We start from the raw sequence: 23,781 nt of genomic DNA, 5'->3' as shown, positions 1-23,781 counted from the left end.
GACGAGGACATGCGCGCACACCACACCCCTCCGCACCCCCGGGAGGCCCGGTGAACACCGCGGCCCCCACCCCGGCCCCGCCGCGACACGGGACCGTTCGGGTACGCCACGACGACCTGGTCGCGTTCGCCGCCGGGGTGTTCGCCGACCGCGGCCTGCCCCCCGGCCGGGCGGCCGAGGCGGCGCGAGCGCTGTGCCACGGCGACCTCGCCGGACCGCGCTCGCACGGCCTGGCCAACCTGACCCGCCTCTACCTGCCGCTCCTCGACGAGGGCAGGGCCGACCCCGCCGCCGAGCCCCGCGTGCTCGCCGACCTCGGCGCCGCCGTGCTCTGGGACTCCCGGCGCGCCCTGGGCCTGTGGGCGGCGAGCGAGGCCATGGACCTGGCCGCCGAGCGCGCCGCGCGCCACGGCATCGCACTGGTGTCCGTGCGCGGCGCCACCCACCTGGGCTGCGCCGGGTACCACGCGCTGCGCGCGGCAGAGCGCGGCATGGTGGGCCTGGTGGCCAGCAACTGCGGACGCCAGCGCATCGCCCGCCCGCCCGGCGGCGCGGTCGCGATGCTGGGCACCAACCCGCTCAGCGTCGCCGCCCCGGCGGGCGGGCACCCCCCGTTCCTGCTCGACATGAGCACCACGGCCGCGCCCACCGGCCGGGTCCGCCAGGCGGCCCGGGAGGGCCTCACCCTGCCCGAGGGCCTGCTGTGCGACGACACCGGGGCGCCCGTCACCGACCCCGCCGCCTTCGACGCCGGGCGCGCGCACCTGATGTGGCTGGGCGGCGACGCGGGACGCTACAAGGGCTTCGGCCTCGGCCTCATGGTCGAGGTGCTCTCCGCGCTGGTCCCGGGGGCGGGGACGGGCCCGCACCCCGACGCCCTCGACGGGGACGGCGGCCCGAGCGGACGCGACGACGACATCGGCTTCTTCGTCGCCGCGATCGCACCCGACGCCCTGCGGGAGGGGGCCGACGACGACGCGCGGGAACTGTTCGGCGCGCTGTTGGCCTGCCCGCCCACCGACCCGGACGCACCGGTGCGCTACCCCGGCTGGCACGAGTACCACCGGGCGCGCGAGCTGCGCCTGGCTGGCGTGCCGCTGGAGGCGGAGCTGTACTCCGAACTGGCGGAGCTGGCCGACCGGACCGGCCTGCCCTTCGAGGCGATGCGGGAGGAGACGCGATGAGCGCCCCGCTGCGCACCGGGCTGGTCGGCCTCGGCGTGATCTCCCGCTTCTACCTGGAGGCCCTGCGCACCGCGCCCGGCCTGGACCTGGTCGCGGTGTGCGACCGCGACCCCGGCGTGCTCGCCGCCCACCCGGTCGGGGCGCGGGGCTACACCGACCACGTCCGGATGCTCGACGAGGCCGGGCTGGAGGCGCTGGTGGTCACCGCGCCCAACGACGCCCACGCCCCGATCTGCGCCGACGCGCTGCGGCGCGGGGCGGCCGTGTGCGTGGAGAAGCCGCTCGCACTGGACGCCGTCCAGGGGGAGGCGCTGGCCGGGCTCGCCCGGGACCGGGGCGCGGTGCTGTTCACCGCCTTCCACCGCCGGTACAACTCCGCGCTCGCGCGGCTGCGCCGGGACCTGGCCGGGCGGCGGGTGGAGGAGCTGACCGTGCGCTACCTGGAGCGGATCGAGGAGCACGCCGGGACCGACACCTGGTACCTGGACCCGGCCCGCTGCGGCGGCGGATGCGTCGCCGACAACGGACCCAACGCCTTCGACCTGGTGGAGTGGCTGCTCGGCCCGGCCGAAGCGGTGTCGGCGCACGTCGCGCGCGACGCCGCGGGCACCGACCGCCGGGCCGAGGTCGTGCTGCGCGCCGCGGGGGCGCGCGCCCGCGTCCTGCTCGACTGGTCCCACCCCGGCGAGCGCAAGGACGTCGAGGCGCGCACCGCCGACGGGGCGGTGCTCACGGCGGACATGCTGGAGGGCCACCCCGGGTTCAAGGACTCCCTGTGGCACGAGTACGTGGGCGTGCTCGCCGAGTTCGAGCGGCGGGTGCGCGGCGGTGTGGTCGAGGACCCGGGCGGGCCGTCCGCGCTGCGGCTGGTCGGGGACGCCTACCGCCTGGAGCGGGCCGCGGAGCCGGCGGGGGAGGGAGCCCGATGAACCCCCGTGAGGACGGCCCCAAACGGGACGTCACCGCGACGCTGGTCAAGGTCCTGGTGCACCGCAGGAGAGAGCGGGGCATGCGGCTCGAACCCCATGCCAGCCGGTGCGTGCGCGCGGGGGAGGTGCACGAGCTGGTCGCGACCGACCACACCGAGACCGCCCCGGGGGCCCGGATCGACCGGGTGGGCTTCCTCGGGTTCGCCGAGATCACCGGCGCCGGGGTGGTGGACCGGGGCGACGAGGTGTGGATCGGCCCGCGCCGGGTGGGGACGGTGCTCGGCTTCGACGGCTGCCACCTGCCCAACCACTACAACGTGCTCATCCGCACCGACCCGCTGCCGACCGGGCGGGACCTGGGGCTGGCCGCGGGGGAGGCGCTGGTGTTCCGCCAGGGGCCGCCGGTCACCGCGGACCCGGTCACCGAATCGGTTTCCGAAGAATCTGGCATTTGCAGAAAAATGTCCGATATAAAAAATCAATAGCATCTCCATATTCTCCTGAACCGCTTTTGTGGTGCTCGCTTTCGCGCTAATATTCTGTGTGTGGGGAGGGTTCGGCCGGACTCGGTCGGAGGGTCCTTTCCTCTGCTCGAAGAGAGCATCGTACGTCTGTTTTTCCATATGGAGCGAGAGGGAAAATCAATGACGACCGCAACCAAGGCCAACAGCCGCCTCGAAGAGCGTTTCCGTCTCTGGGACGCCAACGGCAACGGCGCCATCGAGCGCTCGGACTTCGAGGCCGAGGCGAACGGTATCGTCTCGAGCCTGGGAGCCGAGGGCACCGCCCAGGGCAACGAGCTCAAGGCCGCCTACCTGGCCATGTTCGACCACCTGTCCTCCGTCGCCGGCACCCAGCGCATGAGCCAGGAGCAGTTCGTGCAGGCCGCTGAGCAGGAGATCATCAGCAAGGGCGACGCCGGTTTCGCCACGGTCGTCCAGCCGACCATCCAGGCCATCGTCAACGTGCTCGACGTCGACGGTGACGGTGAGATCAGCCCGCCCGAGATGCAGAAGTGGTTCGCCGCCATCGGGCTCCAGGGCGCCGAGGCCGACCGGGCCTTCTCCGAGCTCGACGTCGACGGAAGCGGCAAGCTGTCCATCACCGAGCTGGTCGACGCGGTCCGCGACTACCACCTCGGCCGCAACGACATCCCCCTCCTCGGGAGCTGAGCCCCCCGTCCCGGCCGCGGCCGACCGCCGCGGCCGGGGACCACCCCCCGAGCCACTCCCCTCCGCGGTGCGAGAACGCGGAAAAGTGAAGTGCCCCATTTCTCCCGCGTTCTCTTCTTCGAGAGGTTCGGGAAAGACTCTCCTCGGTGTGTGTGGGGCGTCCGGGGCCCGGGTTCGGGTGCCCTTTTCGAATACAGGTATGACGTCGTGCATCTGTTGTTCCATGGCGAAGTGAGGGAAACCCATGACGACCGTCACCAAGACCACCAGCCGCCTTGAGGAGCGTTTCCGCCTCTGGGACGTCAACGGCAACGGGGTGATCGAGCGCTCGGACCTCGCGGCCGAGGCCGACGGCATCATCTCTCGGCTGGGCGCCGAGGGCACCCCCCAGGGTGAAGCACTCAAGCAGGCCTACCTGACCATGTTCGACCGCCTGGCCCGGAGCGCGGGCACCGAGCGGATGACCCGCGACCAGTTCGTCGAGGTCGCCACGCGGGACATGATCAGCGGCGAGGACGGCTTCGCCGAGGTCGCCAGGCCCACACTCCAGGCCACCATGGACGTGCTCGACACCGACGGTGACGGCGAGATCAGCCGGAGCGAGATGCGCGAGTGGCTCGACGCCGTCGGCGTCAGCGCGCAGGACTCCGCCCGGGTCTTCGACGAGCTGGACACCGACGGCAGCGGCACGCTCTCCGCCTCCGAGCTGGTCGACGCGGTCCGCGACTACCACCTCGGTCGCAACGACATCCCCCTCCTCGGAAGCTGAACCCCCCGCTCCGGCCGTGGCCGACCGCCGCGGCCGGCGGCCGTCCCCGCCCCCTCCCGCAGCGTAGAAACGTGGAGAAGTGAAGAGAACGCTCGCGCCCCCCGAAGCGGCGCCCCCGGGGAGAACGCGATTTCCCGTACCTTTTTTCGACCAGTCCCAGAGCTTCGGAGAGCTGTGGCCGAACATCCGTGACAACTGCCTCCGGGTCATGGACCGGGGAAAGTTCTCGCACGGGGCCATGGTCGCCGAATTCGAGGACGCGCTGGCCCGCTGGACCGGAGCCCGGCACGTGGTCGGCGTCAACTCCGGAACCGACGCCCTGGTCATCCTGCTGCGCGCCGCCGGACTGCGCCCCGGCGACGAGGTGATCGTCCCCGCCTACTCCTTCGTCGCCACCGCCAGCTCCGTCGTGCTCGCCGGAGGCGTCCCGGTCTTCGCCGACATCGAGGAACACGGGTACGGCATCGACCCGGCCTCGGTGGACGCGGTGGCCACCCACCGCACCCGGATGGTCATGCCGGTCCACCTGTTCGACCGCCTGGCCGACATGGAGGGCGTGCGCGAGGTCGCCCGGCGCCGCGGCCTGACCGTGCTGGAGGACAGCGCCGAGGCCATCGGCATGCGGCTGCACGGCGTGCACGCCGGACTGCTCGGCACCGGCGGCGTGCTGTCCTTCTTCCCCTCCAAGACCCTCGGCGCCATCGGCGACGCGGGCGCGCTGCTCACCGACGACGACGCCGTCGCCGAGACCGCGCGGGCGCTGCGCCACCACGGCCGCTCCGGGCGCACCCTGGACGACTTCCCCGGCATCGCCAACCCGACGGTCGTCTCGGGCTGCAACAGCAAGATGGACGACATCCAGGCCGCCGTGCTGCTGGCCAAGCTCTCCCGGCTCGACGCCGACATCGCCCGCCGGGCCGAGCTGTCCGCGCGCTACGACGCCCGCCTGCGCGACCTGCCCGGGATACGCGCCGTGCCCGGCGCCGTCACGCCCCACCCCGGCGGCAACCGGGTCGTCTACGTCCACCTCGTCGAGGCCCGGGACCGCGACGCCCTGGTCGCCCACCTGGCCGAGGCCGGGATCGGCACCGAGACCTACTACCCGATACCGCTGCACCTCCAGCCCTGCTTCGTCCGCCTGGGACACGCGCCGGGCGACTTCCCGCACGCCGAGGCGGCCTGCGAGGCGGCGGTGGCCCTCCCGCTCTACCCCGACCTGACCGACGCCCAGGCGGACCGGGTCTGCGAGGAGATCGAGGACTTCTGCGTTCGGAGGCACGGATGACCACGGCGACCGCGCAGCGCATCCCCTTCTTCGCCCCCGACCTGTTCGACGGCGACCGCGACGTCCTGCTGGAGGCCGTCCACGCGACCGGCACCGGCAGCGCGCAGAAGTTCATCCTCGGCGAGCGCACCGCCCGCCTCGAACGCCAGCTGCGCGACCGCCTCGCCGCCGCCGACGTCGTCGCCTGCTCCAGCGGCACCTCCGCGCTCACCCTGGTCCTGGCCGCCATGGAGGTCGGCCCCGGAGACGAGGTGGTGGTACCGGCCTTCGGCTGCGCGCCGCTGGCCAGCACCGTCATCGAACGCGGCGCGCGCCCGGTCTTCGCCGACGTCGACCCGGTCTCCCTGACCCTGGACCCGGACGCCGCCGAGACCGCCCTCACCGCGCGCACCAGGGCGCTCATGCCCGCGCACGTGTTCTCGATGATGGCCGCCATGCCCCGGTTCCGTGAGCTGGCCGACCAGTACGGGCTGCGCCTGGTCGAGGACTCCGCGCTGGCCCAGGGCGGAACCCTCGGCGGCCGCCCCGCCGGACTGTGGGGCGACGCCGGGGTCTACTCCTTCGTCCAGGTCAAGACCTTCGGCATGCCCGGCGAGGGCGGCGTGGTGGTCACCGGCGACGCCGAACTCGCCGTACGTGTGCGGATGCTGCGCAACCACGGCCAGGACGGCACGCACCGCTTCCTGCACCACCGGATCGGCCACAACAGCCGCTTCGACGAGGTGATGGCGGGGTTCCAGCTGCACCGGCTGAACGGGCTGGAGGCCCGGCTCGCACGCCGGGCCGAGATCTCCACCTACTACTCCACCCGGTTCGCGCAGCTGGCCGGAGCCGGGATCACGGCGCCGCCCACGGGCGGCGACGGGCGCTGCCACTACGTCTACACGCTCCTGACCGAGCGGCGCGACGAACTGCGCACCCACCTGGCCGCGCACGGGATCGACACCCACGTGTACTACCCGCGCGTCCTGCCCGCCCAGCCCGCGTTCGCCCCGCACGCCCGGGCCGGTGCCCGCTGGCCCAACGCGGAGTCGGCGGCCCGGCGCAACATCTCCCTGCCGCTGTACCCGCACCTGGACGACGCCCAGGTGGAGCACATCGCCGACACCGTGTGCGCGTTCGCCGACCGTTCCCGGAGAACCAGATGACCGACCACACCGCCTCGCCCCCCGCCGCCGGACCGGCGCCCGCAGCCGCGCCGCCCCGGGGCACGCTGGCCGCCTACGCGCGGCTGGCCAAGCTCGACATCTACGACTACTACATCGGCCTGCCCCTGGTACTGGCCATGCTGGCGCCCGCACTGCGCTGGGAGCCGGGCACGCTGGGGCTGCTCCTGCTCATCCTGCTCGCCGAGGTGGCCGTGGTGGCCGCCATGGTCGCCTTCGACGACGTCACCGGCTACCGGGACGGCAGCGACGCGGCCAACTACGGCTCGGACGCGGCCCGCCGCCGACTGGCCCGCAAACCCCTCGTCGCCGGGACGCTCACCGAACCGCAGGCGCTGCGCTTCGCCTGGGCGGCGACCGCGGCGAGCGCACTGCTCTGGGGCCTGGTCGTGCTGGTCGCCCCGCACCAGCCCGCCTGGGCGGTCGGCCTGGCCGCCCTGTGCGTGGTCGCCTCGGTCCAGTACTCCTGGGGCCTCAAGATCAGCTACCGGGGCTTCCAGGAGGTCTTCCTCATCGGCCTGGGCGTGGGCTGGGTCCTGGTGCCCTACGGACTGCTCACCGGGGAGCTGAACGGCTTCCTCGTGGTCCAGGCCCTGCTGTTCGGCTTCGGCCCGATGCTCTTCGGCCTGTACTCCAACACCAACGACGCCGCGGGCGACCGCGCCGCCGGACGGATCACCGTGGCCGCGCTGGTGCCCAGGCGCCTCAACGCCGCCTTCATCATCGCGGCGACCGCGGCCGAGAGCGCGCTCATCACCGGCTCCACCCTGGCCGGGATCTCCCCGTGGTGGTTCCCGCTCGCCTTGGCCCCCGTCTTCCTGATGCGGGTGGCCCAGCTGCTCATCGGGTTCGTCCAGGGCGACATCCTGCGCGCGCGCCGCCTGGCCATCCACACCCACCGGGTCACCGTGGTCCTGCTCATCGCTGCCCACCTGCTGGCCCCCGTGCTCCTGGGAGCCGCCGTATGAGCGAGGGGCTCGACGTCGCCGTGGTCGGAGCGGGCCCCGCCGGACTGGCCACCGCCCACGCACTGGCCCGCGCGGGGCGCTCGGTACGCGTCCTGGAGGCCGACGAGGCCGTGGGCGGGCGGATGCGCACCCTGCGCGAGCACGGCTGCCTCATCGACACCGGCGCCGAGATGCTGCCCCCGGCCAGGGCCTACCCGGCCACCTGGCGGCTGATCCGCGAGGTCGGCCTGGACGCCGACCGCGGCGCGGTGCCCCGCATCCGCGGCGCCCTGGCGTCCTGGCGCGAGGGTCGGGCCCGGCCGCACGTGGGCCGCCCCCTGGGCCTGCTCACCGGCGCCGGGCTGTCCCCGCGCGCGCGGGCCGACCTGCTGCGCCTCCAGACCCGGCTCGCCCGCCTCGGACTGGACCCCGAACACCCCGAGCGCTCCCCGCTGGGCGCGCGCACCCTGGCCGAACTGCTCCGCCCCTACCACCCCGAGCTGCGCTACCGGCTGCTCGGCGCCCTGGCCGCCGGGTTCTTCGGCTGGGACCCCGAGCACACGGCCGCCGCGCCCTTCGCCGCGCACCTGGTCTCCGCGGGCAGCAGCGCCCGCTGGCGCACCTACCGCGACGGCATGGACACCCTCACACGGGTCCTGGCCGACCGGCTCGACGTGGTCACCGGCCACCCCGTGACCGGTGTGTCCGCGGGCCCCGACGGGGTCAGGCTGGACTCCCCGGCGGGCGCGGTCACCGCCCGCGCGGCCGTGCTGGCCGTGCCCGCCCCGGTCGCGGCCGGACTCCACCCCGGCGCGTCCGGCGTCGAGCGCGCCTACCTGGAGGCCTGCGAGTACGCGCCCATGCTCCGCGTCTCCCTGGTCCTGGACCGCCCGATGGAACCGGCCGGGGCGCGCGGCGGCTTCGCCACCCTGGTGCCCGCGCTGGAGGACCCGCTGCTCAACGTGGTCACCGCCGACCACAACAAGCACCCGGGCCGGGTTCCGGCCGGACGGGGCCTGGTCTCGCTGGTCGCCTCGCCGCGCGGCGCCGCCGAACTCCTCGACGCCTCCGACGCACTGGTGGCGGAGCGGCTCACCGCCCGCGCCGAACACCTGCTGCCCGGCCTGTCCCGGCACGTCGAGGCCGTCCGCGTGCACCGCTTCCGCCACGGTCTGCCCGCCGCGGGGCCGCCTGCGCTGCGCGGGCGCGCCGCCTTCGCCGTCCGCCCGCCCGCCGCCGTGGACTACGCCGGGGACTGGATCTCGCTGCGCCCGTGCAGCGAGGGCGCGGTCTCCTCCGCGGCCACGGCCGCCGCGCGGGTCCTGGCCTTCCTCGCCTCGACGGCCCAGACCCCCGTTCCCACCTCCAGCGAGGAGCGACACAGATGACGCTGTTCACCAAACCCCTCCACCTGGGCACCCTCTTCGACGACCTGGCCGCGCGCGGCTCCGCGACCGCCGTGCACCTGAGCAGGCCGCTGGACATCGCCCCCGGCCTGGGCACCGAGCTGGACGTGCCCCGGGTGGCCGAACTGGTGCGCGAGGCGGCCGGATGGCTCGCCGCAGCCGGTGTGCGGCCCGGTGACCGCGTCGCGATCGCCAAGCGCAACCACTGGGACTACGTACTGCTGAACTGCGCTGCGGCCCGGCTGGGCGCGGTGCCCGCCTCGCTGTCGGCGCACCTGGAGCCGGACGCGCTGGAGGTCCTGCTCAAGCGGCTGGACCCGGCGCTGCTGGTCACCGACGCCGCCCTGCTGGCGGCGTCCCGGGACGCGGGGGCCGACCCCGCCGTGCACGCGGCCCGCACCCTGGTCGTCGACGCCTCGGCGGGAGCCGAGGGCCCGGTCGGTGGCGGTGGCGGTGGCCCGGTCGGGGACAGGGTCCCGGTCGGGGGGTGGGGCCCGGCCGGGAGCGTCCTGCACCTCGACGACGTGCGCGGCACCGACGCCCCGCCGCCGCGCAGGCCGCACCTGGACGCGCCCCTGGCGATCATGCACACCTCCGGCACCACGGGCGTGCCCAAACTGGTCCCGCACTCCACCCGCACGATCATGCGCCGCCTGGCCGGGTTCGAGGCGCACCGCTGGCCCGTGCTGGGCAGCCGCCCCGACGACACGGTGACCGGCGCGTACTCCTTCGCGCACGGGCGCGCGCTCGCCTGGACGGCCAGCGTGCTGTGGCTGTCCCCGGGCGCGCTGTCCGTCGTCACCGGAGCCGACTGGGCCGAGGCCGGGCCGCTGCTGGAGCGGCACCGCCCCACCACCCTGGAGGCCGCCCCCGCGGTCTTCGCGCGCTGGCAGGGCCGGGCCGGGCGGGAGGGCGCCCCGTTCGACCGGGTGCGGCTCTACGTCAGCACCTTCGACGCCGTGCACCCGCCCACCGTGCGCGCCTTCCTGGGCGCCACCGGCCACCGGCGCCCGGTCTGGATGCAGGGCTGGGGCCAGAGTGAGACCGGGCCGCTGACCTTCCGGTTCCTCACCCGGCGGGCGCTGGCCGCGGAGGACGAGCGCCACCCGACCACCCGCGACCTGGGCCGTCCCGTCCCCACCCGCACCAGACTGCGCGCGGTCGACCCGCGCACCATGCGCCCCGTCCCGGCCGGGACGCCCGGCCTGATCTTCTGCCGCACCGAGGCCCTGTGCCTGGGCTACGTCGGCGAGGAGGGCCGGTGGCGGTCCAAGCTGGTGGGCGAGTGGTGGAACACCGGCGACATCGGCGTCCTGAGCCGTACCGGCGCACTGCGGCTGGTGGACCGCGAGGTGGACGCCCTGCGCGAGGGCGGCTGCCTGGAGGTGGAGGACGTCGTGGACGACCGCCTGCCCGAGGTGCTGGAGTGCGTCGTCCTGAGCGTTCCGGACGGGCCCCCGGTGCCGGTGGTGGCCACCGAGAGCGGGGGACTGGACATCGTGGCCTGGCGCGGCGCCGTCGCCGACCTGCCCGAACTCGCCGACCCGGTGGCGGTGACCTGGGACGAGCTGCCGCGTACCGGCACCGGCAAGGTCCGCCGCTCCGTGCTGCGCGACCGCCTGGGCCTGCGCCCCGACACCTGCGGGACGGGGAAGTGGACGTGACACCGGTGGACGCGGCCGTGCTTCCGCTGGCCGGGGCCGCCGCGCGGGCGGTGGGCGACTCGGCCGCGCTGCGGATCGCGGCGGCGCGCCTGGAGGCGCTCGGCTGCGCGGTCTCCCGGACCGGCGGGCCCCCGCCCCCGCAGGCACCGGCCGGGTGGATCGGCCTGGTGGCCGTCCCCGGCGGGCGGGGTCCGGGCGGGAACGGCCTCGGCGGGGCAGGCCTGGCCGGGGACGGCTCCGGCGGAGAGAACCGGTGGGGGGAGGACCCGGGCGGAGAGGGAGCCCGGGTGCTGCCGGTACCGGTCGGCTGCGCCGTCGGCTGGTCCGGGCCGGTCGCGGCCCCCATGGCGGGGGAGCGCGACGTCCAGGCCGCCTGCGGACTGGCGCACCTGCACGGCCGGGCCCGCGGGGCGCCCCGGTTCCTGGGCGTGGACTACGCGTCGGTGTGCGCGGGGGTGCTGGCCGCGCAGGCGGTGGCGGCCTGCGCGCTGGCCCTGGCGCGCGGCGGTCCGGCACTGTCCGCGTCGGTCTCCGCGGCCCAGGCCGCCCTGCTCGCGGCGGGACCCTACGTCGCCGCGGCCACCGCGCAGGAGCGGGGGGCCGCGTCGGGCGGTACGGGGCCGTTCGGCCGGGAGGTCCCCGGCCCCGATGCGCGCGCGTCCCTGCCCGGAACCGTCCCGCCGTTCCGCTCCGCCGACGGAGCGCGCTTCGAGATCGAGACCCTGGACGCCGAGGTCTGGCTGCGGTTCTGGACCGACCTGGGTGCCGTCCCGGCCGAGATCGCCGCCGGGTGGCCGCCCTTCCAGCGGCGCTTCGCCACCGCGGTGTGCCCGCTGCCGCCCGAACTGCCCGCCGCGATCGCGGCCGTGGACCTCGCCCGGATCCGCCTGGCCGCCCGGCACGCGGGCATGAGCATCGCCCTCATCCGCGACGTCCGGGCCGCCGAGGAACCCGCCCCGGCCTCGGAGTGGCGGCTGCGGGTGCAGGGTGACACCGGCGTCCCGGTTCCCGCCCTGGCACCGCTCGGTCCCGACACCACCGCGCCCCTGGCCGGACTGCGTGTGGTGGAGGCCACCAACCGCGTGCAGGGCCCGCTCGCCGGACTGCTGCTCGCCATGCTCGGCGCCGAGGTGGTGCGGGTCGAACCCCCGGGCGGCGACCCCATGCGCGGGGTGGCGCCGATGGCGGGGGGCTGCTCCGCCCGGTTCCTGGCCCTGAACCGGGGCAAGGGCGCGGTCGAGATCGACCTCAAGACCGCCGCAGGGCGCCGGAGCGCCCGGGACCTGGCCGCCACGGCCGACGTCCTGCTCTACAACTGGCCGCCCGGCCGCGCCGAGGGGTTCGGTCTGGGCCCCGACGACCTCGCCGACCTCGCCCCCGGCCTGGTCCACGTGCACGCCGACGGGTGGGGCGGCCGGGCCCCCGAACCCGGCGCGCTGGCCACCGACTACCTGGTCCAGGCGCACGGCGGGGTGGCCGACCTCCTGGCCGGGCCCGGCCAGGAGCCCGCGCCGTCCCTGCTCACCCTCACCGACGTGCTCGGCGGGATCCTCGCCGCCGAGGGGGTGTTGGCCGCGCTACTGCTGCGCGTCCGCACCGGCGCCGGGGTCCGGGCCCGGACCGCCCTGTCGGACGCGGCCCGGCTGCTGCGCCGCGCCGGACGCGGCACCGAGCACGGGGAACGGAGCGGCACGGGGCCCGAGCGGTGGGGCGGCCCCACACCCGGGCGACGAGGCGGCACCGCGTCCGGGGAGCGGGGCGGTCCCGCCCCCGTGGAGGACCTGGCGGCGATGGCCGCCGCACCGGCGTTCGCGGCGGCCTTCGACACGGTCGGCGGCGCGTCCTGCGTCCGGGCACCGTGGGGTTTCGCGCCCGCCGCCGACGCCCCGAGCGCCGCGCCCGTCCGGGATGATCTTGCTCCCAGCGTCACTGTCGGCGCCCACAGTGGCACCAGCAGCAAGATCACCGGCGAAGAGACCCCACGCGCCACACCGTCAACGTCTCCGGACGGCGCAGTGGCCGCCCACACGCCTGCGGAGAACCGATGACCTGGACCTCGTCCAACGGACTGGAGCTGTGCGACCTCGTCCCGGCCGACCTGCGCGCCCGGTGGACCGCGCGCGGCTGGTGCCCGGGCCGGGACCTGTACACCCTCTTCCACGAGCACGCGCTCGCGCATCCCGGACGCGACGCCGTCATCGACGACCGCGGCACGCTCGACTACGCCGGGCTGGACGCCGCCGTGCGCCGCGCCGCCGCCGCGCTGGCCGCCGGGGGAACGGGGGAGCGGGACGTCGTCGGCGTCCTGCTGCCCAACGGACGCGAGGCCGTCGTGGCCGAACTCGCCGTCGCCGCCGTCGGCGCGGTCGCGCTGCCCGTCCCCGACGGCCGCTCCCCGGCCGACGTGCGCAGCCTGCTGGCCCGCTCCCGGGCCGCCGACCTCGTCACCACCCCGGAGCGGGCCGCACGGATCCGCCGCACGGACCTGCCACGCCTGCGCCGGGTGTGGTCGTTCGGCCCGGCCCGCCCCGGGACGCGCAGCCTGGACCGGCCCGACGCCGGGACGGTCCGGGACTGGCGTCCCGCGCGGCCCGACCCCGAGTCCCCGGCCCGGATCCTGGTCTCCTCCGGCTCGGAGGGCGAACCCGGCATGGTCGCCTACAGCCACAACGCCATGGCGGGAGGCCGGGGCAACTACGTGGCGGCGCTGCACACCGGACCCGGTTCCATGCGCAACCTGGTCCTGGTCTCGCTGGCCTCCTCCTTCGGCTCCTGCGGGGTGCCGGTGACCCTGGCCCGGCTCGGCGCGACACTGGTGGTCCTGCCCCGCTTCGACCCGGCCGCCGCGCTGCGCGCGATCGAGCGGCACCGCCCCACCCACCTGATCGGGGTGCCCACCATGCTGCGGCGGATCGCCGCGCTGCCCGAGCGGGCCGACACCTCGTCCCTGCGCGCGGTGGTGGCCAGCGGCGCCCCGCTGCACCAGGAGGTCCGCGACGCCTGCGCCGCCCGCTTCGAACGGCCCGTGGTCAACGTCTACGGCTCCACAGACGGGGTCAACTGCCACACCGGCCGCCGCCCCGAGGCGTGGGAGCCCGGCCTGGCCGGGCATCCCGCCCCCGACGTGGCCGAGGTGAGCGTCCGCGATCCGCGGGGGCTCCCGGTTCCGGAGGGGGAGACCGGCGAGATCTGGGCCCTGGGCCCGATGACACCGCTGTGCCACGTCGCCGCGCCCGGCCTGGACGCCGAACGGCGGGCCCCGGGCGGGTGGGTGCGCACCGGCGACCTGGGCCGACTGGACCCCGACGGCGCGCTGCGGGTGGTGGACCGCCTGCGCCGGACCGTGATCCGGGGCGGCGTCAACATCTTTCCGGCCGAGGTGGAACGCGAACTCGGCGCACACCCCGCCCTCGCCGAGGCCCACTGCGTCCCCGTCCCCGATCCCGACCTGGGCGAGCGCATGTGCGCCTGCGTGTCCCCCGCAGGGGGAGCCGCCGCGCCCTCCCCGCAGGAGTTGCTCGCCTTCCTGCGCGACGAACGCGGCCTGGACACCCGTGCGCTTCCCGAACACGTGGTCGTGCTGCCCGAACTGCCGCTCGGCCCGACCGGGAAGGTGTGCACGGCCACCCTGACCCGCGTCGCGGCCGAGGCCGTCGCCGAGCGCCGCCCGCCGAGCCGACCGGCCGGACCGACCCGGCCGGCCCCGACGATCCGACCGACCGATTCGACACCGAAGGAGGAGCCGGTGACCGACACCGCCGCCGAGGACCAGCGTTACGTCTTCGACAACCACAGCGAGCACGCCTTCGACCAGCACCGCTTCCTGGCCGCCGCCTACGACCCGATGACCACCGAGCGCCTGGAACAGACCGGTGTCGGGCCGGGGTGGAACTGCCTGGAGGTGGGCGCGGGGGGCGGCAGCGTCGCACTCTGGCTGGCCGACCGGGTCGCCCCGGGCGGGAGCGTGCTGGCCACCGACATCAAGCCCGAGCGCATCCCCGCCACCGGGGGCCTGGAGGTCGTCCGGCACGACGTGGTCCGCGACCCGCTGCCCGAGACCGCCTTCGACCTCATCCACTCACGACTGGTGCTGCTGCACATCCCGGAGCGGATCGCGGTCCTGGACCGCCTGGTGCGCGCCCTCAAGCCCGGCGGCGTGCTCCAGCTCGACGAGTTCGACATCACCTACGGCCCGGCGCTGCTCATGCCCGACGCCGAGTCCCAGAAGCTCTACGAGGAGTTCCAGGAGGCCAAGACCCGGCTGATGATCCGCGCCGGGGCTGACCCGGCCTGGGGCCGCAACGCCGCCGAGGCGATGCGCCGCGCGGGTCTGGTCGACGTCGACCCCCGGCCCCGGCTGGAGCTGTGGGAGGCCGGATCGCCCGGCGTGCACCTGATCGCGCACCACACGCGCCACCTGCGCGACGCCTTCGTGGACGAGGGGATGACCGACGAACGGCTCGCCGAGGTGCGCGCGCTCCTGGCCGACCCTTCCTTCCGGGCCTGTTCCTGCGCGATCTACTCGGTCCAGGGCCGTCGTCCCCTCTGAGCGCTGCCGGTGCCGTGTCCGTTCGCGGTGATCTTGCTCCTGGTGTCACTGTCGGCGCCGACAGTGACACCAGGAGCAAGATCACCGTGGAAGGGGCTGCTCGGGAGAGTCTGTCGGCGGTGTCGGCTAGGTTGCCCGTGTACCAAGGGCAGTGTTCGAGGAGGGCGACCATGACATCGAGGTCACCGCGCACCGACCGGGGCAGCAGGACCGTCCGCGCCTCCGCGGCGGCGGTCTACGCGGCGATGACCGAACCGGACGCCCTCGCGGCCTGGCTGCCGCCGGAGGGCATGACCGGCCGGGTCGACCGCTTCGAGCCGTGGCCCGGGGGCGGGTACCGCATGGTGCTGACCTACCTCGACCCGGAGGCGGGGCACGGCAAGACCTCGCAGACGGAGGACGTCACCGAGGTCGCCTTCGCCGAGCTGGTGCCCGGGGAGCGGGTCGTGCAGCGGATCGACTTCGAGTCCCCGGACCCCGACTTCGCCGGGACCATGACGATGACCTGGACCCTCACGGCGGACCCGGAGGGCACCCTGGTCACCGTCGAGGCCGCCGACGTACCCCGGGGCATCGACCACGCCGTCCACGAGGAGGCCCTCGCCTCCTCCCTGGCCAACCTCGCTGCCCACGTGGAGCGGTGACACGCGGAGCGGTGAGGCGCCCGCCGCGGCGGGCGAGCGCCTCGGCCTTCTGAGACCAGGCTTCTGAGGTCGGGTCCGGTCGTCCGCTGTCAGCGTCACACCCCGCGCCCCGGCCCTCCGTTCCCTGCCTTCACCCCGCCTGGTCCCGGAACCCGGGGACCCCGGCCCTCGCGGCTCACGTGTGTGCCGGAGGCCGCGTTCGCCTTCGGACGTGGTGGGTGGTCACGGTGAGGCGGAGGCCGCGAGGGCTCCCGCCAGGCCTTCGAGGATCAGGTCCAGACCGAGTGCGAACTCGTCGGCGTAGGCGTAGCCCGGCCGCGGGGCGTGGTCGGTCATCATCTCGGTCAGATGGGGGTAGCGGTCGGCGGGCATTCCCTGGCGGATCGTCCCTGCCACGTCCTCCAGCTCCTCGGACGTCCGAAACGGCAGGCTCGCCTCCTGGAGGACGAACCCGTAGACGTAGCTGTCCAGGGTCGAGAACGCCTGGGCCGCCATCGCGATGGAGAACCCCGCCCCCCGCAGGCACCCGATCACCCAGTCGTGGTGGCGCAGCGTGGCCGGACCGGGGTTGCGGCGGGAGTCCATCAGTCCCAGCGCCCACGTGTGGCGCGAGAGCACCGCCCTGGCCGAGAGCGCGCGCAGGCGCATGGCGGCCCTCCAGCCGACCGCTCCGTCCGGTAGTTCGATCTCGCCGAAGACCAGGTCGACGACCCCGTCCAGGATCTCGTCCTTGTTGGCCACGTGGTGGTACAGCGACATCGCCTCCACTCCCAGGTGCTCGGCTACCTTGCGCATGCTCACCGAGGCCACACCGCGCTCGTCGGCCACGCTCGCGGCCGCCTGGAAGATGCGCTCCCGGCTCAGGGAGGGGCGTTGCCGTTCGGGACTCGGTGCCACGTGGAATCTCCGTGAACTGTGTCGGTGCTCCGCCGTCTCTCCTTGACGGCCTTACTGGTGTAAGGCTAGCTTTCAAGTACAGCCTTACGGGTGTAAGGGAGAGGTTCGCGGCCGTGCCGGTTCCCCGGGACGTTCGCCGGACGATCGGAAGGGGACGGGTATGGGCACGGGACAGGGGAGACCGGAGGGCGGGCGCCGGTTGCGGGTTTGCGTCATCGGGGCCTCGGGCAAGCTCGGGCGGTACATGGTCCAGCACGCCCTGGACCGCGACTACGAGGTCGTGGCCGTGTGCCGGGCCCGGAGCGTGGAGAAGCTGGCGGACTTCGGGGACCGCATCACCGTGGTCCCGGGACAGACGGACGACCGGGAGGTCGTCGCCCGCGCGGTCGCCGGATGCGACGCGGTGCTCACGGTCCTGGTCCCGTGGGGAGTCCACGGCTACTCCTCGGGCACCGCCCAGGCAGTGCTCGACCTGGCGCCGAAGGGCGCACGGTTGGTGTTCTCCTGCGGCTGGCACATCACCCGCGACGGCCGGGACGTGTACTCGCGCCGGTTCCTCGCCACCGTCCGGATCATGACCGTGCTGGCACGGCTGGTCCGCGCCGTCGACATCGACGACCAGGTGGAGGCGTGCCGCAGGATCTTCCACAGCGACACCCGGTGGACGGTCGTACGCGGCAGCGACCTGGAGGAGGGGGAGAGTCAGGGGCTGCCGGTGTGGAGCAGGCACATCGGGGATCCGGTGCTGGCCAGCAACATCACCCGGCGCACCGACTTCGCGCTGTTCATGGTCGAGGCGATCACCGACGACGCGCTGGTCCGCGAGGCCCCGGCGATCGTCGGCCGCGGCACGCCCTCGGCCCTCGCGCACGCCCGTCCGTCAGCGCCGCAGAGCGGGGAGGAGCCTCGCTGAGGGCGCCCGCCCCTCACGTACCCCCACAACGCCGAGCCCCGGAAGCACCACTGCTTCCGGGGCTTCGTGGTACCCGGCTTCCTCGCGGCCTCAGGGCGTCCGCCGATGTGTTCAATGCGCGCACCCTCGCCCAGCGACCGCGTCCCTCTTCCCCGTGATCTTGTACTTATAGCGAGAGTGGACGTCCCAACCTCGCTATAAGTACAAGATCATCGCAGGTCAAGACCCTTGCGTCACACCAACAACGTTTCCGGCCCGTCCACACCCAGCACCCGCTGGCGGGCGCTCTCAGTACAGGTCATCCAGTTCGCGGAGAAGAGCGCGCAGTTCCCGGGCTCGGTGCGGGGTCATCCGGTACGCCACCGCGTCCAGCAGGTCCCGCGTTTCCCAGAGGTGGTTACGACAGCTCGGCGCGCCGCACCCCTCCTCCTGCCCGTGGTCCCACAGCCGCCGGTACGGGTTGCGCACGAACCGCTCCCAGAAGTCGAAGGCCTCGCGGACGCGCCCCGGGTACAGCTCCGGACGCTGAAGCTCCAATCGGGCGACCTCGGCGTTCGCCGCTCCGGACAGCCCCGGCAGTGCGAACGGTTCACCCATCCGGTGCCTTCTCCTCGGGGGAACGCGGGCACGGATGCTTCCCGGCCGTCTACGCGGCACGGGCCCGTCTGCTGATGGTCATGCCGGGATGATGCCACAGCCGGTCCCGCTGCTCCACTCCCGGAACCCCGTCCCTTTCCGGGACCCCGTCCCTTTCAGACCGTAGTCACGCGGCTACCGTAAAAACGTTTTTCGTGTTAACTTCCTGTTGCATGGGAGCGCTCCCCACCCCTCACTCCTTCCGGACACCGCCGTCCGGAGTTCGCACAGAGGAGCAGCAGTGCCCATCAACCCCCCACGCCCCAGTTCCTCCGGCGCGTTCCGGACCGCGCCGCCGTCCTCCCCACCCTCCCGCAGACCCCTCTCGCGCCTGTCGCGCCTGCGGAGGTTCCTGTACTCCGCCCTGGCCGTCGTGCTCTGCACGAGCGGCCTCTCCATCGCCGCCACCGCCCCCGCCCAGGCCGCCGACATCGACACCGGCGCCTACTACGTCCTGCGCAACCAGCACAGCGGCCTGGTCGCCGACGTCGAGAACGCCTCGACCGCGGACGGAGCCCAGATCATCCAGTGGCACGACCTCGGTGAGTCCTGGCAGCAGTTCCGCTTCGTCTCCGCAGGTGACGGCTACTACCGCATCGTCAACCGCAACAGCGGCAAGGCGATCGACGTCTGGGAGCACTCCACCGCCAACGGTGCCGAGATCCGCCAGTTCACCGACCTCGGCAACGCCAACCAGCAGTGGCGCCCGGTCGACACCGGCGGCGGCGTCCAGCTGATCAACCGCCTCAGCGGCAGGGCCCTGGAGGTCTGGGAGTGGAGCACCACCCCGGGCGACCGCCTGTCGCAGTACGACTCCCTCGGCGGCGCCAACCAGGTCTGGGACCTGGTCCGCGTGGACGGTGACGGCGGCGGGGGAAACGGGGACTGCGGCAGCGGTTCCTACGACGCCGAGGCCGTCCAGAACGGATCCACCTGGACCGCCCGCAACGGCGGCAGCACCGTCTACACCGGCGGCGACATGCTCGCGGCCATGCGCGCGGCCGTGGGCAGCCTCAGTTCCGGCCGCACCTCACAGGAGAGCGTCGTCGTGCGCGGCTCCGGCTCCATGCCCGCCAACACCTCGCTCGACCTGCCCAGCCACACCTCGCTGGAGGTGTGCGGCACGATCCACGTCAGCGGATCTGCGACCGGGAGCAACGCCGCCGTGCGCGTCAGGCACGCCGAGAACGTCTCCGTGCCGCACCTGGCGGTCACCGGCTCCCCGTACTTCGGCGTCTACGTCCGCACGTCCCAGAACGTGCACTTCGGCCAGATCGACCTGCGCCTGTCCGGAGGACTGGGCATGCGCATCGACAGCCGTGACAACGACGCCGTCCGCGAGGCACGCGACATCAGCATCGACGACGTGTACGTGTCCGGTACCGGCAACCACGGTGTGGAGACCTACGGCGTCGACGGGCTGACCATCGGCACCGTCACGGCGCGCGACACCGCCTACTCCGGCCTGCTGCTCAACGACACCGTCAACGCCACGGTCGGCCTGGTGGACGCGGAGGGGGCGGGGACCGGGACCGGTTACGCGGCCTTTCGCATGGCCAACCGCAACGGGCGCCTCGACGGCGGCTACCCGACCAACATCCGGGTCGGCGAGGTCCGCGCCCGCGGCGGCGGCCGCGGGGTCTTCTGCGTCTCCGAGAGCGGCGGCGCGGTCATCGACCGCGTGGACATCGCCCAGACCGGCAACAACGCGGTGCTGGTCGAGAACTGCCACAACGTCACCTTCTCCGGGGGCACGATCGCCGGTCCGGGCAGCGTCCGGATCGCGGCCCGCTCGGAGTTCGCCAACACCTCGAACATCACGTTCCAGAACCTGACCCTGGCCAACACCTCGCTCGTGGAGAACCCGTGCTCGGTGAACCTGACCGTCCGCAACGTCACCTTCCAGAACAGCAGCGACCAGACCTGCTGACCACGGCCTGACCAGGGCCGGAACACGTCCTGACCACGCGTGACGCCGGGGCCCGACCCCCTGGGGCCCCGGCGTCGCTCCCTACCCGGCACCGTGCGGCATGCCCTCCCGTCGCCCCGCTCCAGCTTCCGCCTCCGGCCCCGTCCCGGACCCGCCGCGCGCGGTCCGGGGGCAGGCGCGGACCGAAGAGCGGTGGTGGGAACGGCGGGACCCCCGCATCCCAGCCCTGTGCGCCCGCACCAACACCAAGAGTGCCGACGCGGTGTGCGGTCCCTTTTCCCGGTGCGCTCTCGCCGTCTATCCTCCGGGCAGCAGTAGCCGCCACGGACGTGGGCCGCGGCGACCCTCACGACCGCCGGACCGCGGTCATCCCCGGGACCCGTGACCCCGGCGACCGCCGAACCCCCGCGACCGCCACCCGTTCCCCGGCGGGCCGACCTGAGGACCGAACCCGTGCAGATCCTCGAACCCGTCACCCCCGACGCCGTCCTCCGGCGCTTCCGCGCCACCCACCCGTCGGAGGACGAGGTCTCCCGTGCCACCAACGGGTACGCCGAGAGCGCCCTGACCCTGGCCACCCGCCAGCTCGGCGGGACGTGGCACCGGGTCGCCCTGGACCGCGCGGACGTCCTGTCCGTGCTCCTGCCCTGGCACACGGGCGAGTACGGGGAACGCGAACTGGTCCCCCCGGACGGGGCGACCGTCGCCGAGGCCCTGAGCACGCTCACCGCCTGGCGCCGGGAGTACCCCACCACCAACCCGGTGTGCTGGAACAAGCTGGACTGGCACACCGAGGCGGCCCACGCGCCGCTGTTCCTGAGCTCGCGCGCCCTCGACCACCCCTTCTACGAGCGGCTCGAACGCACCGACGCGGTGACCCACCTGGACGGCCTGCACCGCATGCTCGCCTGGGCGCTGGCGGACCGGCTTCCCCCGCAACCCGTCCTGGAGGCGTACCTGGCCGGTCCCGTGCCCGGCCTCCGCGACCCGGAGGCCCCCGACACGGGCCGCTCCCGCACCGACGTCCCCGCGGAAGGCGCCCCCGACCCGGGCGCCCCCGGCGCGCACGCGCCCTCCACAGCCCGTCGCTCCGGAACGGTCCCAGCCGAGGCCACCGCCCACACCAAAAACGCTTGACCCCGAGGGGCCCAACCTCACGTGTGCGTCAATTCCCGGCCGCCCCGGGCAAGGGGACGGCCAACACTCTCCCCGGACTCGTTAGCGGCTTGGGTGAGCCGTTAGTCCGCGCAGCTCATGGCGGGTAGGAGGTGGGCGGACAGCGTTGGGGCACCCGCCCCTCGACCACGCGAACCACTAGGGGGACATCGTGGCACGCGATCGCACACCCGCAGACCTGATCGGGCACCACGTCCTCGATCGGGAGGGCCAGAACGTCGGCAAGATCAACCAGGTCTACCTCGACGACAACACCGACCAGCCGAGCTGGGTGTCCGTGCACACCGGTCTGTTCGGCAGGCACGAGACCCTCGTCCCGCTCCAGGGCTCCCAGCCCGTGGAGGAGGACATCCGGGTCCCCTACGAGAAGTCCGTCGTCAAGGACGCCCCGCACGTCGACGCCGACCGGCACATCTCTCCCGAGGAGGAGCAGACGGTCCGCCAGTACTACGCGCAGCACGGCGGCCCCCCGATGCGGGGTGAGGAGACCGCGATGGGCCGGGGCCCCGGACCGCAGACCACCGGCCGGGAGGACATGGCCGGAGGAGCCGCCGGAGGCATGGCGGGGGGCATGGCCGGTGACGCCGCCACGCGCGACCGGGACGCCGCCATGGCGGACGAGCGCGACGACATCTCGATGACGCGCTCGGAGGAGCGCGTGGACATCGGGGTGGAGCGGCGCGAGGCCGGACACGCCCGCATGCACAAGTACGTGGAGACCGAGCAGTTCGACGAGACGGTCCCGCTGCACCACGACGAGCTCCAGGTCGAGCGGCGTCCGGTGGACGACCCCTCCGCGGTGCGCGAGCCCCGGGAGATGAGCGAGGACGAGGAGACTTTCACGCTCTACGAGGAGCGCCCGGTCGTCTCCAAGGAGCAGGTCCCCGTCGAGGAGGTCCACGTCCGCAAGCGCGACGTGACCCGTGACGAGCACGTCCAGGGCCAGCGCCGCCGCGAGCGGGTCGAGTTGGAGGACGACGAGGGGGAGCCGCCCGCCAACGCCTGACCCGGCCGCCCGGACGGGCCTGGACGGGGCTGGAGTCGTCCCCGGACACACGGTCCGGGGACGACGCGTGCGCACCGCTGTCGTGCGCCGACACGGAGGGGGAGGTACATGACTGAGCCGGGGGACGTCAGCGAGGAGACCATCGGGGACGGGGGAGCGGAGGAGGAGCCCACGACGTCCCCGCCGCGCGGGCGCGAGGCCGGGCCCGGGCGCGGGCACACCATCGTCGTGGGCGCGGGCATCGCCGGGCTGGCCGCCGCCGACCGGCTCGCGGAGGAGGGCGAGCGCGTCACCGTCGTGGAGGCCCGCGACCGCCTGGGAGGGCGCATCCACTCCCTGCGCGCGTGGGACGGCACGTCGGCCACGCTCGACGTGGGCGCCTCCTGGATACGCGGTGAGGAGAACAACCCCCTCGGGCGGCTGGTCCGCGAGATCGGCGTCCGCACCACCGTGTTCAACCGCTCCACCGAGACCGCCTACGACCCCAAGGGCCGCAGGCTGCTCTTCGACCGCCACCGCCGCAACATGGAGGACGTCAACCTCCTGCACGAGCACATGTACTGGGACAACGTCGGCGCCACGCCGCAGGAGTCGATGGAGGAGGGCATCAAACAGGCCCTCTACGACGCCAACCTGGTGCGGGGCAGGGCCCGCGACGCCAACGAGATCGTGCACCGCCTCGTGGAGGGCGACCACGGCGCCGACGCCGACGAGGTCGCCTTCACCGCGGTGGCGGCCCTGCACGAGTTCAGCGGCGACGACGTCGTCTTCCCGGACGGCATGGCCCAGGTCACCGACCACCTGGCACGAGGGCTGGACGTGCGCCTGGAGCACGTGGTGCTGTCGGTCTTCCACGACGAGGACGGCGCGGGCGTGCGCGTGGACACGTCCGGCGGGGAGGAGACCCTGACCGCCGACCGGGTCCTGGTGACCCTGCCCCTGGGCGTGCTCAAGGCCGGGGGGGTCGGCTTCGACCCGGCGCTGCCCGAGGACAAGAGCGGCGCCGTCGAACGCCTGGGCAGCGGCCGCCTGGAGAAGCTGTTCCTGCGCTTCGAGGACGTCTTCTGGGGCGACGCCGAGGTCCTCGTGCACCTGGGGACCGAGGAGGGGACGTGGTTCCACTGGTACGCGGGTCAGCGGGTCATGGGCGCGCCGATCCTGGTCTGCCGCAACGGCGGCAACGCGGCCCGGTTCCTGGAGGAGAAGGACGAGGCCGACGTGGTCGGGCACGCGATGGACTCGCTGCGCGGCCTGTTCCGCAAGGTGCCCGAACCCGTCGGCCACCACCTCACCCACTGGATGGACGACCCGTTCGCCCGGGGCAGCTTCTCCTTCACCGCCGTGGGATCGGGGGACGAGGACCGGGTGGCGCTGGGCGAGCCGGTCGGCGAACGGCTGTTCTTCGGGGGAGAGGCGACCGAGACCGAGCACACGGCCACCGTGCACGGTGCCCTGCTCTCGGGCCGGAGGGAGGCCGAGCGCATCCTGGAGTTGTGAGCCCGCCACCG

At 74.1% G+C, this 23,781-nt stretch carries 20 protein-coding genes; 18 read left to right on the top strand and 2 right to left on the bottom strand.

All coding sequences use genetic code 11. The annotated features are described in order from the left end of the window. Positions 1–50: 50 nt before the first annotated feature. From FYW99_RS25735 to FYW99_RS25675, 13 genes are all read left to right on the top strand, one after another. Entirely contained in the window at positions 51–1,184 is a 1,134-nt protein-coding gene (locus FYW99_RS25735; protein ID WP_150254609.1) for an Ldh family oxidoreductase, read from the top strand. Continuing rightward, a complete protein-coding gene (locus FYW99_RS25730) occupies positions 1,181–2,113 on the top strand; it encodes a Gfo/Idh/MocA family protein (protein WP_150254608.1) in 933 nt (310 codons plus the stop codon). Before FYW99_RS25735 ends, FYW99_RS25730 begins: the two co-directional genes overlap by 4 nt. Next, positions 2,110–2,598 carry a DUF6917 domain-containing protein gene (locus FYW99_RS25725; protein WP_150254607.1) on the top strand — a complete coding sequence of 163 codons (489 nt, stop codon included), beginning with the start codon at positions 2,110–2,112 and terminating at the stop codon, positions 2,596–2,598. The genes FYW99_RS25730 and FYW99_RS25725 overlap by 4 nt, the downstream gene beginning before the upstream one ends. 159 nt (positions 2,599–2,757) lie before the next feature. Next, positions 2,758–3,285, top strand: coding sequence for an EF-hand domain-containing protein (locus FYW99_RS25720; RefSeq protein ID WP_150254606.1), 528 nt, complete (start codon positions 2,758–2,760; stop codon positions 3,283–3,285). Positions 3,286–3,529: 244 nt separating this feature from the next. After that, a complete protein-coding gene (locus tag FYW99_RS25715) occupies positions 3,530–4,054 on the top strand; it encodes an EF-hand domain-containing protein (protein WP_150254605.1) in 525 nt (174 codons plus the stop codon). A 79-nt stretch (positions 4,055–4,133) separates the two neighbouring features. Then, positions 4,134–5,339, top strand: coding sequence for a DegT/DnrJ/EryC1/StrS family aminotransferase (locus FYW99_RS25710; protein WP_150254604.1), 1,206 nt, complete (start codon positions 4,134–4,136; stop codon positions 5,337–5,339). Beyond that, positions 5,336–6,487: a DegT/DnrJ/EryC1/StrS family aminotransferase gene (locus tag FYW99_RS25705; RefSeq protein ID WP_150254603.1), complete on the top strand. Its 1,152-nt coding sequence runs from the start codon at positions 5,336–5,338 to the stop codon at positions 6,485–6,487. The genes FYW99_RS25710 and FYW99_RS25705 overlap by 4 nt, the downstream gene beginning before the upstream one ends. Next, positions 6,484–7,473: a UbiA family prenyltransferase gene (locus tag FYW99_RS25700; protein ID WP_150254602.1), complete on the top strand. Its 990-nt coding sequence runs from the start codon at positions 6,484–6,486 to the stop codon at positions 7,471–7,473. Before FYW99_RS25705 ends, FYW99_RS25700 begins: the two co-directional genes overlap by 4 nt. Then, a complete protein-coding gene (locus FYW99_RS25695) occupies positions 7,470–8,840 on the top strand; it encodes a protoporphyrinogen/coproporphyrinogen oxidase (protein ID WP_150254601.1) in 1,371 nt (456 codons plus the stop codon). Before FYW99_RS25700 ends, FYW99_RS25695 begins: the two co-directional genes overlap by 4 nt. Further along, positions 8,837–10,522 carry a class I adenylate-forming enzyme family protein gene (locus tag FYW99_RS25690; RefSeq protein ID WP_150254600.1) on the top strand — a complete coding sequence of 562 codons (1,686 nt, stop codon included), beginning with the start codon at positions 8,837–8,839 and terminating at the stop codon, positions 10,520–10,522. The genes FYW99_RS25695 and FYW99_RS25690 overlap by 4 nt, the downstream gene beginning before the upstream one ends. Continuing rightward, positions 10,519–12,570: a CoA transferase gene (locus FYW99_RS25685; protein ID WP_223839571.1), complete on the top strand. Its 2,052-nt coding sequence runs from the start codon at positions 10,519–10,521 to the stop codon at positions 12,568–12,570. Before FYW99_RS25690 ends, FYW99_RS25685 begins: the two co-directional genes overlap by 4 nt. Beyond that, complete coding sequence (locus FYW99_RS25680; RefSeq protein WP_150254599.1) at positions 12,567–15,071, top strand: AMP-binding protein; 2,505 nt, start codon at positions 12,567–12,569, stop codon at positions 15,069–15,071. Before FYW99_RS25685 ends, FYW99_RS25680 begins: the two co-directional genes overlap by 4 nt. Positions 15,072–15,241: 170 nt before the next feature. Next, positions 15,242–15,715, top strand: coding sequence for an SRPBCC domain-containing protein (locus FYW99_RS25675; RefSeq protein WP_150254598.1), 474 nt, complete (start codon positions 15,242–15,244; stop codon positions 15,713–15,715). 222 nt (positions 15,716–15,937) lie between these two features. Here FYW99_RS25675 and FYW99_RS25670 read toward each other — a convergent pair whose 3' ends face one another. Further along, complete coding sequence (locus tag FYW99_RS25670; RefSeq protein WP_150254597.1) at positions 15,938–16,612, bottom strand: TetR/AcrR family transcriptional regulator; 675 nt, start codon at positions 16,610–16,612, stop codon at positions 15,938–15,940. 160 nt (positions 16,613–16,772) lie between these two features. Here FYW99_RS25670 and FYW99_RS25665 point away from each other — a divergent pair, with 160 nt between their 5' ends. Continuing rightward, positions 16,773–17,525: an NAD(P)-dependent oxidoreductase gene (locus FYW99_RS25665; protein WP_150254596.1), complete on the top strand. Its 753-nt coding sequence runs from the start codon at positions 16,773–16,775 to the stop codon at positions 17,523–17,525. A 288-nt stretch (positions 17,526–17,813) separates the two neighbouring features. Here the strand turns inward: FYW99_RS25665 and FYW99_RS25660 are convergent, their stop codons facing one another. Continuing rightward, positions 17,814–18,122, bottom strand: a complete 309-nt coding sequence (locus FYW99_RS25660; protein WP_150254595.1) for a hypothetical protein — start codon at positions 18,120–18,122, stop codon at positions 17,814–17,816. A 280-nt stretch (positions 18,123–18,402) separates the two neighbouring features. On the opposite strand from FYW99_RS25660, the gene FYW99_RS25655 reads away from it, so the two are divergent. The 4 genes from FYW99_RS25655 (at position 18,403) to FYW99_RS25640 (ending at position 23,770) form a co-directional block, all read left to right on the top strand. Then, positions 18,403–20,091: an RICIN domain-containing protein gene (locus FYW99_RS25655; RefSeq protein WP_150254594.1), complete on the top strand. Its 1,689-nt coding sequence runs from the start codon at positions 18,403–18,405 to the stop codon at positions 20,089–20,091. A 453-nt stretch (positions 20,092–20,544) separates the two neighbouring features. After that, a complete protein-coding gene (locus tag FYW99_RS25650; protein WP_150254593.1) occupies positions 20,545–21,228 on the top strand; it encodes a DUF6309 family protein in 684 nt (227 codons plus the stop codon). 190 nt (positions 21,229–21,418) lie between these two features. Next, positions 21,419–22,273, top strand: coding sequence for a PRC and DUF2382 domain-containing protein (locus FYW99_RS25645; RefSeq protein ID WP_150254592.1), 855 nt, complete (start codon positions 21,419–21,421; stop codon positions 22,271–22,273). A gap of 108 nt (positions 22,274–22,381) precedes the next feature. Further along, positions 22,382–23,770 (top strand): flavin monoamine oxidase family protein, encoded by a 1,389-nt coding sequence (locus FYW99_RS25640; RefSeq protein ID WP_150254591.1) that lies wholly within the window; start codon positions 22,382–22,384, stop codon positions 23,768–23,770. Positions 23,771–23,781 lie beyond the last annotated feature (11 nt).

Origin of the sequence: Nocardiopsis deserti (genome assembly GCF_008638355.1) — a bacterium.
In the GTDB taxonomy this organism is placed as follows: Bacteria; Actinomycetota; Actinomycetes; order Streptosporangiales; family Streptosporangiaceae; genus Nocardiopsis; species Nocardiopsis alborubida.
This window is presented reverse-complemented; position numbering and strand designations above follow the sequence as displayed.